The organism is Sorangium sp. So ce281 (assembly GCF_051527395.1).
Taxonomy (GTDB): domain Bacteria; phylum Myxococcota_A; class Polyangia; order Polyangiales; family Polyangiaceae; genus Sorangium; species Sorangium cellulosum_B.
In genome coordinates this window covers 687405-700859 of the sequence record NZ_CP150322.1, presented here as the reverse complement: position 1 = coordinate 700859, position 13455 = coordinate 687405, and the positions used below count along the sequence as shown (strand labels likewise).

The 13455-nt window shown below is 71.3% G+C and carries 8 protein-coding genes; 2 read left to right on the top strand and 6 right to left on the bottom strand.

The annotated features are described in order from the left end of the window. Positions 1–12: 12 nt before the first annotated feature. Positions 13–2898 carry a hypothetical protein gene (locus tag WMF27_RS02565; protein ID WP_437943771.1) on the bottom strand — a complete coding sequence of 962 codons (2886 nt, stop codon included), beginning with the start codon at positions 2896–2898 and terminating at the stop codon, positions 13–15. A 321-nt stretch (positions 2899–3219) separates the two neighbouring features. After that, positions 3220–3735: a hypothetical protein gene (locus WMF27_RS02560; RefSeq protein WP_437943770.1), complete on the bottom strand. Its 516-nt coding sequence runs from the start codon at positions 3733–3735 to the stop codon at positions 3220–3222. 235 nt (positions 3736–3970) lie between these two features. Between WMF27_RS02560 and WMF27_RS02555 the strand changes: the two genes are divergently transcribed. Continuing rightward, entirely contained in the window at positions 3971–5821 is a 1851-nt protein-coding gene (locus WMF27_RS02555) for an FG-GAP repeat domain-containing protein (protein WP_437943769.1), read from the top strand. A 91-nt stretch (positions 5822–5912) separates the two neighbouring features. Here the strand turns inward: WMF27_RS02555 and WMF27_RS02550 are convergent, their stop codons facing one another. The 4 genes from WMF27_RS02550 to WMF27_RS02535 form a co-directional block, all read right to left on the bottom strand. Beyond that, positions 5913–6512: a Uma2 family endonuclease gene (locus WMF27_RS02550; protein ID WP_437943768.1), complete on the bottom strand. Its 600-nt coding sequence runs from the start codon at positions 6510–6512 to the stop codon at positions 5913–5915. 133 nt (positions 6513–6645) lie between these two features. After that, positions 6646–7185 carry a hypothetical protein gene (locus WMF27_RS02545; protein WP_437761849.1) on the bottom strand — a complete coding sequence of 180 codons (540 nt, stop codon included), beginning with the start codon at positions 7183–7185 and terminating at the stop codon, positions 6646–6648. A 1-nt stretch (position 7186) separates the two neighbouring features. Next, positions 7187–8560 (bottom strand): AAA family ATPase, encoded by a 1374-nt coding sequence (locus WMF27_RS02540; protein WP_437943767.1) that lies wholly within the window; start codon positions 8558–8560, stop codon positions 7187–7189. Positions 8561–8687: 127 nt separating this feature from the next. Further along, entirely contained in the window at positions 8688–9848 is a 1161-nt protein-coding gene (locus WMF27_RS02535) for a serine/threonine-protein kinase (protein ID WP_437943766.1), read from the bottom strand. Between the two features lie 392 nt (positions 9849–10240). On the opposite strand from WMF27_RS02535, the gene WMF27_RS02530 reads away from it, so the two are divergent. Continuing rightward, positions 10241–13438 carry a VWA domain-containing protein gene (locus tag WMF27_RS02530; protein ID WP_437943765.1) on the top strand — a complete coding sequence of 1066 codons (3198 nt, stop codon included), beginning with the start codon at positions 10241–10243 and terminating at the stop codon, positions 13436–13438. Positions 13439–13455: the final 17 nt, after the last annotated feature.

The window sequence follows — 13455 nt, the reverse complement described above, 5'->3', positions numbered from 1 at the left end:
CGAGCAGGACGATCAGCGCCGCTTGCGCTTGGCCGCTGTCTTGCTCGGCCTGTTCGTCTGCTTCGTGATCGAGGTCCTCGTCGTGGTCGGCCGGGTGGGGGTGGATTGCCGCTGCGCCGTGCGTGACATCGTCGCGCTGTGGAGGCTCCCGACGCTGCTGTTGTCGAGCTTCTTCCTCTTGGAGGGCGGCGAGCGCTCGCCGGAGGCCTCTTTACCGCCGGCGTCGTCACCGCCGGCGTCGTCCTGATTGTCGGTGTCCTGGTTGCCGTCGTCGCCGTCCTCGTCGTCGTCGCTGCTGTCCTCGTCGTCGTCGTCGTCGCTGCTGTCCTCGTCGTCGTCGCTGCTGTCCTCGTCGTCGCTGCTGTCCGGCTCGAAGTCGCTCGCGGCCTCCTGCTCGCTCTCGGGTTCGTCGCCGGCCTCGTCCAGGGTCTTCGCCAGGCCCGACGGCTCGAGGACGAGCGCGTCCATCATCTCGTCGGCCGCCTTCTGATCCGCGGGGTCGTCGCTGACCACGATGACCATCGCCCCATGGTCCGATAGCACCCGGCCCTGCGCGAGGGCGAAGTGCTCTCCCGTGGCCTCCCAGCCACCGCCGCTCCTGGAGTAAAGCTCGTCCTTTTCGACGAAGGCGGTCTTCGGCTTCTCGTTCCTTTTTCCGGGCAGCACGGTCATGAGCGCCGCTTTGCGGACCACGAAGCGCGAGCTGACCACGGCCTTGTCGGCCACCATCGTCCGCTTCCTGTCGAGGAAGGCGCCTTGCCGGTCCTCACCGGACGCGGCCTTCTCCTGAGCTGCAGCTTGCTCCTCCAGCCGGTCGGCTTCTGCGAGGAGCGCCGACGCTTCCGGACGATCCTTGCCCTCTGCTGCTTCGCGGAGCCTCCGCGCGCGATCCCTGCCCTCTGCTGCGTCGCGGAGCCTCCGCGCGCGATCCCTCCTCGTCTCGGCGCGCGTCACCCGACGGGCCGATTTCTGCTTCTGGATGAACGCCTGTTCCCGGGCGCGGAGGCTCTGGTAGACCTGTTCCTTGGTGTCGGCGTTGAGCTCGAGGGTCTTCTTCTGAGCGTCGTCGAGCGATGCCTTCTTCTGCGATAGCGTGGTATCCAGCGCGGCCAGTCGCCGCTGGAGGGCCGCGATGTCCTTCTTCGCGTTCGCGCGGGTATCGTGGTTCTCCAGGCTCCTCAGGTCCTTCTCGATGCCCTTGAGCTTTTTCTTGAGCGTCGCCCTGGAGGGGGGCTTCTTCTCTGGCTCCTTGGCTCCGCGCTTGCGCTTGCCGGTGTTCGTGCTGGAGAGCTTCGTGACAGCATTCTTCGCGCCCTCGCTGGCGCGTCGGGCCTTGATCGTCTTGTACCTCCAGCGGGCGTTCTCCACATCGGTGTGGATCTTCTCGATCGTGTTCGTCTTCGATTCCGGATCGAGGTTGAGCATCCCGGGTGGGAGCGACTCGTCGAAGCGCTCCCCGCTGCTGGTCACGACGTCCTGGCCCGCCAGGTAGTGGTCCCCGAGGAAGACCCACATGTGCTCGTCGTCCTTCGATGCGTGCTTGTACGCGGGCTCGACTTGCGCGAACACCGGCCGGCGATCGTTCACGCCCGCGGCGGTGCTGAGCCCCCCTTTGCCCGGCTTGGTGTGCACGTTGACGAGCTTGAGCGGCTTCGCTGAAGGACGGTCCTTCCGCTTGATCGTGTACGCGATGAGGGGGCGCGACTTGCCGGAGGGCGTCTTCACGGTGGCGACGTCCGTGGTCTGGACCGGCTCGCCGGCGACGACCTTGGGTCTCCCCTTCTCGCTGGCGCTGTGGGTCGGGATGTACTCCACGCCTTCGACCTGGAGCTTCGCCGTGCGCACGACGACGGGATATCGCTCCTTTTGCGCGTGCTTGTCCGATCCGGTGTGGAGGCGCGGCCCGAGGTGGAGCTCGTACTCGCCGTCGATCCCTGCCTTCCTGGCCGCGTCCTCGAAGGCCTCCTGGAACGCCTCGCCGTTGTTGATCTCGTGGATCACGAGCCCATCGATCGCATGCCCCGCCTGCATCGCGCCGACGAGCATGTCCACCAGGTACTGGGCCTTGGCGTCCTTCTCGCCCTCGCCGCGTATCTCCTTGTCCTTGTTTCGCTTGCTGTAGTAACTGTCCTGCTCGGTCTCCGACGGAGCTTCGTCGAAGATCGCCTCGTCGAAGCCTTCCTCGTCGTCGATGTCGAGCAAGCCGGGGTTCTTGATGTCCTTCCGCGCGCCGAAATGGGACGCGTTCCACGTACCGAGGACGAGCCTGCCGATGCCCTTGTCCCCGTCGAGCGTCAATTGCCGTCTCACGGGCTGGCCGCGGCTATCCGCCGCATCGTCCTGCACGAGATGATCGAAGATCGATCCATCGATGCTGCCCCGCGGCTGGCCGCTGCTCTCGTCCTCCTCGTCCCCCTCGCTCGCTCTGAGCCAGCCGCCGCCTCCGTTCCAGCCGCCGTCGAGGAGATCGTCCTCGTCACCCCGGCGATGGACGCTGGAGTCATCGTCGGAGAGGTACACAGGGGCGTCATCGTCGCCCTGCCTCTCGTCATGCCTCGACGTCGATACATCGGAGAAAGACTGCACGACGGTGGGCCGCCAATCTCCTGGCCGGCCCGGCTCCTGGATCAGGATGTCGATCCGGCCGCTCCGGTTCTCGATCCGGCGCTGGATGCGTTCCCGCGTGTCTTCGTCGACCACGATGACCGTGCCGTCCGTCAGTTGCATGCCCCGCAGCGTCTGTGGGCTGACCGCCATGGTCTCGCTGCCCTCCATGACCACGATCTCCACAGGGTCGCTCCCTTCGAGCGGCGTCGCGTCCGAGACCTCGTCGGTGATGGTGACGCGCCCGCTGGCAGAGGAGAGGGTGATGTGCCCCATGGCCGCAGGGTAGCTCATCTGCCCCGCGCGTTGCGGTTGCTTGTGCCCCGTGAGGGCCACGCGAACAGACGTCAGCGCGCCTTGTCGGTCATGCCGAGGGCCGTGCCAACCTCGTATGGACGAGGGAACGTCAGGCTGTCCAGGCGCTCGATGACCGTGCTCCATGGATCTTCGGGGGCGAGGTCGGGACCGGTGAACTGCCGTGGTCTTCGACGTCTGGTACTTCACGCGCGTGCCGAGGCCGCTGCAAGGCCGCGGCAGCCCTGCCGCCCAGCGCTGCGGCGGGTCAGCGGAAAGATCGCCAGGGCGCCAAGGCCGCGCCGCGAGGGGCCAGAGGCCCTACCCGGCCATCTCGGCGGATAGGGTCTTCGTCTCGATATCGACCCACAGCTGGAAGCCCCCGGCCTCGAGCTCCTTCGCGTAGAAGATCTTCGGGTAGAGCCGGCCGTTGAGCCTCATTCCTCGCTTGCAGCTCGCCACGATCGCCGCCCTGGTCGCGGCGAACAACGTGGCCACGTTGGTCTTCTTCGCCACCGGGCGGATCGTGACCTGCTCGAGATCCTGACCGCGCTGACGCGCACCGGCGAACTCGAGCAGATTTGCGGCCTCACGGTCGAAGAAGCCCCAGTCCTGCGCGCTGGCCGGCGCCCTCCGCGACGCCAGGTACACCAGCTGATAGCCGCCTTTCAGATACTCGTGAGCCGCGAGACGGCTCGCTTCGACGACGGAGAGCATCGCGCCGCCGTGCGCTCCCTCGAAGCGCTGGAGCACGAGGTGCGCCTTGTGGGTACGAGCGACGTCGGTGATCGTCTCGAAGAGCACCACCGTCGGAATGAATGCCTCTATCGTGGCCATGCGGCGCCTCCAGGGGTGAACGCGTCGTCACTCTCCGAGATCTACATGATACACCACCGGTGGCAACGAACCACACTCTGCCCTGGGCAACCACCCTCACGGCGATCCCGCGAGGCTCCCCTCGGGTGAGCTCTCGTATCCCCGGCTCGGAAGGTTCCTGGTAATCTCGATGAGCTTGGCTCCTGTCCTTTTCCACCGGCGGGCGTCGCCCGCGGGCGCATCCCCCGGAGGTCCCATGGTTACCCAGCGCCGCCCGTGCCGTTCCAGTCGCGCGTTCCCCACCGCGCCTCAACACCCGCCGCCTTTGCCGTGGGCCGCGCGCACCGGCCTGGGTGGGTGGCCTCTCGGCGGCGCGGCGTTGCTCCTCGCGCTGCTCGCGGCGGCCTGCGCCGGGGGCGAGCTCGGGGACGGCGCGAGCGGCGGCGGCGCGAGCAGCGGGGCGGGAGCGAGCGGCACGGGCGGCACGCGCAACCCGATCTGCGAGGTGGGCACGAGCGCCGGCGAGGTGCAGGCGCCCGAGCACCGGATGGTCCTGCCCGGGCAGACGAGCTGGTACGCATCGCCGGTGGTGATGGACCTCGACGGCGACGGTCAGAACGAGCTCATCGCCGCTTACTATTCGCTCTTCGTCTTCGACTCGAGCGGGAAGGAGATCGATCGCGCCGAGGCCGGGGAGGACCGGGTTTACGCGCCGCACGTGGTCGCCGACCTCGAGGGCGACGGCGCGATCGACATCGTTTATGGCAACGGTCATCAGGTCTTCGCATTCGAATGGAAGGACGGGCTCGCGCCGAAAGCCGGGTGGCCGGTGGACACCACCACGGCGGGCAACGTCCCCGAGGTGCGCGGGCTCGCCGCGGCGGATCTCGACGGTGACGGCACCATCGAGGTGGTGGCGACGACGACGCAGACCGCGACCACGGAGGACGGCGGCGCGCAGGTCTTCGTCTTCAGCGCGGATGGGTCGCTCTATCGGCCCGCCGCCGCGGGCGCCGCCTTCGCGGCCTGGCCTCGGTACAACAACCAGAGCGGCCCGGGGAACGACGCCGATCGCAACGGCATGGGGCACTCCGGGTTCGGGTGTTATGGGCTCAACGTCGGCATCGGCGACATCGACGACGACCCGGAGCTCGAGATCCTGGCCACCTACGACAACCACCACATCCAGGCGTTCAACCACGACGGCGTGGCCATCGACGCCGCGCCGTATTTCAAGAACCGCGACGACGCGTTCGCCGACCAGCCGCTGACCTGGGGCCAGTTCATCCGCTGGGCGGACCCGAAGGTGGAGGGCGATCATTACCATCTCCATACCGGGACGTGGCCGCACCCGAGCTCCGCCGAGTGGCTGCAATGGACCGCGTCGCCGCCGAACGTGGTCGATCTCGACGGGGACGGGCGGAACGAGGTCGTCGGCGTACCGAACGTCGAGATGCACGAGCCCTACGAGACGCAGGCGTATGCGGTGATGGTGCTCGAGGGCGCGCACGGCGACGGCAGCCGATCGGCGATGCGCAAGCCCGGGTGGGAGACGCTCCCGCGCGGCGGGAGGCCGCTCGCGATCGACGGTTATTACCCGCCGAACGGCGTGCCCTCGCCGACGACGGTGAACCTCCAGGGGGACGCGCGGCCCGAGATCATCGTCCCGATGAACGACGGCTACCTCTATGCGTTCGGCCCCGATGCGTCGCTCCTGTGGCGATACAACTACATGCACGGCAAATCGATCATGTTCGCGACCGAGGCCACCGTGGCCGACCTGAACCAGGACGGATCACCCGAGGTCTTGCTGGCGACGTACGGCGCTCCCGACGTGCTCGACTCGGGCAACCTCGTGATCCTCGGCGCGAACGGCGCGGTCCTGCACGACGTGCCCCTGCCGAACCCCGGCAGCAACGGCAACGGCAACGGCGCGCCCGCCGCGCCGGCGGTGGGTGATCTCGACGGAGACGGCCAGCTCGAGGTCTTCGTGCAGACCTTCGAGCACGGGATGGATGTCTTCACGATCCCGGGATCGGCGGCCAATTGCATGCCCTGGCCCACCTCGCGAGGTGGCCCGCTGCGCACGGGTCAGCCCTCGCGGTGACCCGCGCCCTCCTGACCTGCCGCAGGCGGGATCCATGGCCCGATCGGCTCGACCACGAGACGAGCGCAGTCCGCCTCGGTGAGCTGGCGCCTCAGGGCGCGTCGCCCTCGTCCTCGTCGAGCCCTTCCCACCATTCGGCCAGGTCGATCTCGACGACCTCGAACGGCGCCGCGCGCACCTTCTCGTCTCGTCCGTGCAGCCCCAGCTCGACCCACCGCCCGTTCTCGAGCTGGCTGACCAGCAACGTCCGCCGGACGGGATCCACGTACCACAGGTGAGGCACGCCGATCTCGGCGTAGAAGCGGCGCTTCACGAGGTTGTCGTAGCCCGCCGTGCGCGGCGAGAGGATCTCGCAGCACCAGTCGGGAACGAGGGAGATGGGTTCCGCGGGCCGCGGCGGCGCGGGCATGCGCGCGCGGCGCCAGCCCGCGACGTCGGGCGATATCTCCGGCGCACGCTCGATCTGGATGCCCGGCTCGGAGAGGATCCACCACCCTCCCGGACCGCCCCTGCCCCGCTGGTAGGGGTTCTTGAGGTCGGCCGTGATCAGGTCCTCGATGTTCGCGTGAACGAAGCGGGGACGCGGAAAGGCGTACAGCGTGCCGTCGATGATCTCGCCCCGCCAGCCGGGCGGCAGCTCGTCGAGATCGGCGAGCGTGGCGGACCGGACGAGCTTCTCGGCGAGGTTCATGCGCGACCTGCGCGAGCATACACCACCGCGCCCTCCGGGGCCGGGGCTCCCGAGCAGGCTCGGTGGCGCCGAGCGAACGCCGGCACACCTCCCACGGGTCGATGCCGCCCCCTCGCGCGGCGCTCTATGCGCTTCAGCCGGGCGACGGCTCGTCCGCGGGCAGGCTCTGAAGCCAGGTGACCGCCTCGTCCCAGCGGAAGGCGCGCCTCGGCTCGGCTTCGCGGAGCCGCTGCCATTCCTCGCCCTCGTCGTGGGTGATGATGCGCGATGCGGGGTCGTCCTCGACGGCGAGGGCGATGAGCCAGTCCGTGGTCATCGGCATCTTTCCAGGGATGATCTTGAAATCGGCGATCAGTTGGCCACCGAGGGTACGCTGCTTCGCCAGCTCCCAATCGCGGTCCGTCGGATACCGCTGGCACAAGCCGTCGGCCCATCGAGCTGCGGTCGGCTGATCGAGGTGGATGTCGACGACCCGGACCCGGTGCACCAGGAGAAAGTCGTCGAACGCTATCCCCGAGAACTGCTCGCCGCTCTCCACCCGCTGCTGCCGCCGTCTTTCCAGGTACACCTGCGCATGGACCAGGACCTCGACACCTTTGCTCCTCGCGAGACGGCAGAGGTCGCGAATGGCCCTCGGGCTGCGCGCTGCGTTCGTATCGATCCACAGCCGCACGTCAGGGATCCTTCGAGGAGCCGTCGCCGATGCCGAGCTGCGCCTCGAGGTCCGCCTCCGTCCAGGCTTCCCAGCGGCCCTCCGGCCTGGAGCGCAAGAACCAGAGATACCCGCCGCCCTGCAAACCGAGCTTGTCTCGCATCTCCGCAGGGAGCTGCGTGTAACCGTCGGGCGTGACCCACTGCTCATCGGCGCCGCTCTCGCGCGCGTGGGCGCGGAGCCTGTCGAGCGAGCGCGAAGGCTGCCGCGCAACGAGCGTCTCCCCCTCGGGGGAGCGGCTGAACCGGAGCACCTCCGGGCCGTCGAAGACCTGGACGTGGCTCTCGAGAAACATCTGATCGACGATCCCGCGTTGCACCTGCTCGCGCAGGATGTCGCGGACGAGCTCCTGGTTCTCGGGATGCAAGCTCATCTCCGGCTCCTCGATGGCAACAAGGCCGGCACGGGACGTGAGCACGGCCGCGACGAGGGCGACCACCTGCTGCTCGCCCGAGCTGAGCTCGGAGAGCCGTAGGATCTGCTTGCCCCGGACCTCGAAGCGCAGATCGGTGATCTCCCCGCCCGCCACGGGCGCGCGGAGCACGGAGATCTCTCGATCCGACAGGGTCTTGAACCGATGGATGAGCTCCACGAAGACGCGCCAGCGCTCCGTCTCCTCCGGATCGAGCGACGTTGCCAGCGCCAGGAGGCGTTCGGCCGTGGTGGCGGACAGCGTGCTGCCCCCCTCGTCGCGCGCCCCCCCCTCACCGATGGCCCGGAAGTCTCGACGACGAGCATCCAGCAGGAAGAACGGCTTGCTCCCGGGGCCGAGCGGCGCCTCCAGGGCGTTCTGCAGCGGGGAGATCTCATCGATTTGCAGAACGTCTCCCGTGCCATCCTTCAGTACGACACCGCCCGCGTTCTTGCCCGCTCGCGGCGCCTCCCAGAAGTTCGCGGGGGCGGAACGCCTCCTCTCCAGCCGCAGGAGGACGTCGTTGCCCGACGGGGTCAGCGTGACGCGGAGCGCGCCGAGGCGCGCATCATCGAAGTGAACCTCCACCCGCTGCGGGTCGCGAACACCGGGAGGCCAGCTCCGGTGGTTCATCCACAAGCCGAAGTGTTCGTCACGAAACCCCCACGGCAGCTTGCACGCTGCATCCGGGCTCATCCCGCCAGCGCCAGCGACCGCGCGCAAGCAGTACGAGGCGACCCGAAAAAACAGGTCGATCGCCGCGAGCGCATTGGATTTGCCGGCCCCGTTGGCCCCGTGAAACACGGGCATCTCGTCCGCCACGCCGTCGGACGTGAAGACGATCTCCGTGGGCTCTCGAAACGTCCGGAAATTTTCGATCACGAGCCGCGCGATGCGCAGCGACGGTGTAGCGCGAGCGTTCACCCGCCAGAGCAGAGCAACACGCGGGCCGCGAGGTCAAGCCATGCATCCGCCGGGCCCTGCTCCAGCCAGTCCGGCGCTCGCTCACCCCACCGCTGCGCCCGGACCGCTCAGCGGCTCGTGCCGGTCCTCAAGGGCAGGCCGCCTGCTCGCCGTGAGGCCGGCCCCGGTGCACCCGGTGTACCCGGCGGCGCGACGACCACCGGCGGCTCGGCCGGCTCCGCTCCTCCACCCACCAGGATGCGCGCGGCGTCGCGCCATGGCCCGCAGGGACACAGGGCTCCTCGCAAGGAAGCCACTCCCCCGCGAGCGACACGCCGCGCGCGTCCTCCAGGACGCCCCGCGCCCTCAGCCACGCGGCGAGCGCCTCGCCGAGCTCGCGCATGCTCGACCAGCGCGAGGACGGCTCCTTCCGCAGCCCGCGCTCCACGATCGCCCAGAGATCCGCGTCGAGGCCGCACGTGTCGACGAGCGACGGCACCGCGTCCTGCAGCACCGCCCGCAGGCCGTCCAGCGCGTTCTTTGACGAGAACGGGGGCCGGCCCGACAGGAGCTCGTACAGCATCGCGCAAAGCGACCAGATATCGGCGCGGCGATCGATGTCAGGGACGGCGAGGACCTGCTCCGGCGGCATGTAGTCGGGGGTGCCGAAGACCTCGAAGCTCGCCGACGCCTGGCTCGCCTCGCGCTCGGAGACGATCTTCGCGACGCCGAAATCGACGATCTTCGGCTGGAGCCGGCCGCCGCGGCGGCGCACCAGCATCACGTTGTCCGGCTTGAGATCGCGGTGGACGACCCCCTTCTCGTGCACCGCGTGCATCGCGCCCGCGACCGGGAGGAGCAGCGCGATCGCCCGCTCCGGCGTCATCGCCACCTCGCGCGAGAGCGCGCTCCTCAGCGACTCGCCCTCGATGAGCTCCATCACCAGGTAGGGGTCCCCCGCCGCGGTCTCGCCGAGGTCGAAGATCCGGACGACCTCCGCGTGGTTCAGCCGGCCGGCGGCGCGCGCCTCGCGGACGAAGTACTCCGCGAGCTCCGGCGACCGGAGCTCGGGCCGCATCAGCTTGATCGCGACCTCCGACCCGAGCGCCACGTGCGTCGCGCTCCAGACCGTGCCCATCGCCCCCTCGCCGATCCTGCGGACCAGCCGGTACTTGCCCGCGACGAGATCCCTCTCCTGGTGGTGCGCGTGGTGGTGCGCGCTGGGCGCGGGCTCGCCCAGCCCCTCGTCGAGATCCCATGCGCCGCCGTCCGTGCCGCTCCAGGTGTCCGTGGTCTCGATGCGCGACATGATCTCTCCTGCCCCGGCTGCGCGGCCTCGCCGCGCCACGACCGCTCTTCACCGCGCCAAGCAGACGGCGTGCCATCCCTGACAAACATGGAAAGGTGCTCCGATGCGCCGGAGCGCCCCATGAAACCCGCGCGACACCGACAGAGACGCCCCACGGCTGCGCCCATGGGGCACTCGGCCACACCCGCCGAAGCGGCGTCCCCGGGCCCCCGCAAAGATGATTTACTGCGGCTCCCCCGCATGCGGACCGAACGGAGGCCTCCCTGATCCCGGCGGCCGCGCTGCGCGCCCTCCCCTGCGCCGCCACGCTCGCCGGCGCGCTCGTCTTCGCGGCGCTGCTGCGCCTCGCCCTCCGGCGCGGCGCGCTCCGCCGCCCGATCCTGCTCGGCTGGATGGTGGCTGGCGCCCTGCCGGCGCTCTACGTGGGCCTCGTCTGGTGCGGCCTGCTCCCGGACGCCCATCTCCGGCTCGCGCGGCCCTGGGGCGCGCTGCTCGCGCTGGGCGCCACGTCGTTCATCGCGCTCCGGTACCTCGCGCTCGCGCTCGCCTCGGCGTACGCCCGCCGGCAGGGGGCGTGGCGCGCGCGGCTCGGCGACTTCCTCGCCCCCTTCGCCGCGTTCGCCGCGGCCATGGCCGTGGCCGGGCCAGAGCTTGGCCGGCCACTCGACCGGCTCACCGTCCTGATCGCGATCGATCGCAGCCGCTCGATCGACCTCGTGCCGAGCGCCGACCGGCGCGTCGCGCAGGAGCTCTCCGTCGCCGAGCTCGGCATGCGCGAGGACGATCGGATCGCCACCATCGCGTTCGCCGCGGGCGCGGCGACCGAGGATCCGCCGCGCCCGCGCTCGCAGCTCGCGGCCCCGCAGCGGGTCGCGCTCGGCCGGGACGGGACGGACCTCGCCGCCGGCATCCGGCGCGCGCTCGCCGAGGTGCCGCCGGACTCCGCGGCGCGTGTCGTGCTGCTCAGCGACGGCGTCGCGACCCGCGGCGACACGATGGCCGCGGCCGCCGCCGCCGTCGCTGCCGGCCTCCCGATCGACGTGATCCCGCTCGAGCAGCGGCTCGTCCCCGACGTCCGCGTGGTCGCCCTCCGCGCGCCCGCGCGGGCCGACGAGGGGGAGGCGCTCGATCTGCGGCTCGTCACGTCGTCGCCGTCGCCGGCCGAGGTCGAGATCCGCCTCCGCCGCGACGGCGAGCTCATCGCCCGCACCGAGGCCTCGATCGCGGCGGGAGAAGACGTGCTGCGCATCCGGGAGAAGGCGCCGGGGCCCGGGCTGCACCGCTACGACGTCGAGATCACCGCGAAGGATCCGAGGCTCGACGAGGCGGCCGAGGACAACGCGGCGAGCGCGTTCCTGCGCGTCCGCGGGGCCGCGGCGGCCCTCGTGCTGGAGGGCGACGCCGGGCAGGGCGCGTTCGTCGCGCGGGCGCTCGCGGACGGCGCGTTCCGCGTGGACGAGGGCGGCCTGAGCCGCGTCCCCGCCGATCTCGGCGAGCTCGCCGGCTACGACGTCGTGGTGCTCAGCGACATCCGCGCGTCGGATCTCTCGCCGGGCCAGATCGACGCGCTCGCGAGCTACGTCCGCGACCTCGGCGGCGGGCTCCTCCTGATGGGCGGCGATCGCAGCATGGGGCCGGGCGGCTACGCGCGGACGCCGCTCGAGGAGATCTCGCCCGTCGCGTTCGACCTGAAGCAGGAGCGGCGGCGGGCGAGCCTGGCCGAGGTGATCGGCATCGACATCTCCGGGTCGATGGCGGCGACCGCCGGCGCCCACACGAAGCTCGAGCTCGCCAACGAGGCCGCCGCCCGGTCGGCCTCGCTGCTCGGCCCCGGCGATCGGCTCGGCGTCGCGCACGTCGACACGGCGGTGCGGTGGAGCGTGCCGCTCGGGCCGGTCGCGGACGGCGCCGCGATCGAGAAGGCGATCCGCGCCGTGGGCCCGGGCGGCGGCGGCATCTACGTCGACATCACCCTCGAGGCGGCCTACCAGGCGCTCGACCGGGACACCTCGAGCCTGAAGCACGTGCTGCTCTTCGCCGACGGGTCGGACGCGGAGAACATGGGGCCGTGCCGCGCGATGGTGGAGGCGGCGATGCGCCGCGGGACGACGACGAGCGTCGTGGCGCTGGGCCAGGGCAACGACGTGCCGGAGCTCGAGGCGCTGTCGCGCATCGGCGGCGGCCGCTTCTACCTCGTCGAGGACGCCACGCGGCTGCCCGCGGTGTTCACGCAGGAGACCATCATGGCGGCGAAGAGCGCGATCGTGGAGGAGCCGTTCCACGTCGCGCTGGGCGCGCCGTCGTCGATCACCGCCGGCGTGCCGTTCGGCGAGGCGCCGCCGCTCGGGGGCTACGTGGTGACGGTCGCCAAGAGCCGATCGGCGGTGCTCTTGTCCGGGCCGGAGGGTGATCCGGTGCTCGCCGTGTGGTCGGCGGGGCTCGGCCGGGCCGCCGCGTTCACGAGCGATCTCAAGGGCCGCTGGGGCGCCGCGTGGACGCGCTGGCCCGGCGCGGCGCGGATGATCGCGCAGGCCGCGCGCGACGTGACGCGCAAGGAGGAGGATCCGCGCGTGCGCCTGGAAGCGGACGCGTCGGGCGGCGAGCTGTCGGTGCGGGCGAGCGTGATCGGCGACGACGGGCGTGCGCAGTCGTTCCGCCGGCTGGTCGTGCACGTCGCGGGGCCCGACGGCTTCTCGCGAGAGCTGCCGCTCGAGGCGACGGGCGCGGGCGCGTACACGGCGAAGCTTCCGCTGTCGCGGCCGGGGACGTACGTGGCGGTGGCCCGGGACGAGCTCACGGGGGAGGCGGTCGGGACGACGGGGGCGGCGATGACCGCCGGCGAGGAGCTGCGCCCGACGGGCAGCGATCTGTCGCTGCTCGGGCGGATCGCGGAGTTCACCGGGGGCAAGCGGCGCGACACGCTCGCGGGCATCTTCGAGGATCGGGCGTCGAAGCGCTTCGCGTACCGGGACGCGACGCCGAGCCTGGTGTTCTTCGCCGCGCTCGCGCTGCTGCTCGCGGTGGCGGCGCGGCGGCTCGCGCTGCCGGAGGCGGCGGCGGCGTGGCTCGCGCGGGCGGGAGAGCGGCTCCGCGCGGCGCGGTGGGGAGCCGCCGCGGAGCCGGCCGCCGCGGGCGCGACCGTGGGGGCGCTGCTGTCGGCCAGGGAGCGGGGGCGCGAGCGGCGCGAGGGCGCGCAGGCGGGACCGGCGCTGCGCGATGACGGGCGCGGCGGGGGCGAGCCGGCGCGGGGGGCGCCCGGGGAGCCGGCGCAGCCGGTGCGGGCGCCGACGCAGCCGGGGCAGGCGGCAGCGCAGCCGGCGTGGACGGCGCCCACGCGGAGGCCAGCGCAGGCGGGATGGAGGGCGCCGCCCGAGGGGCCCGCGCCCCCGGGATCCTTGGGGCCCGAGCAGGCGGGATGGCCGGCAGACCAGGCAGCCGCGCGGCAGGAGCAGCGCGGAGCGGCCGCAGCGCCTGCGGCGCGGCGAGCCATGCACGAGACCCCGGCGCCCGCAGACCGCGAGGCGGCGCGCGAGGGGCGGCCGCTCACCGCGGCGGAGAAGATCCTGGCGCGCCGCCGCGGGCGGCAGTGAACGTGTCACGCAGGCCC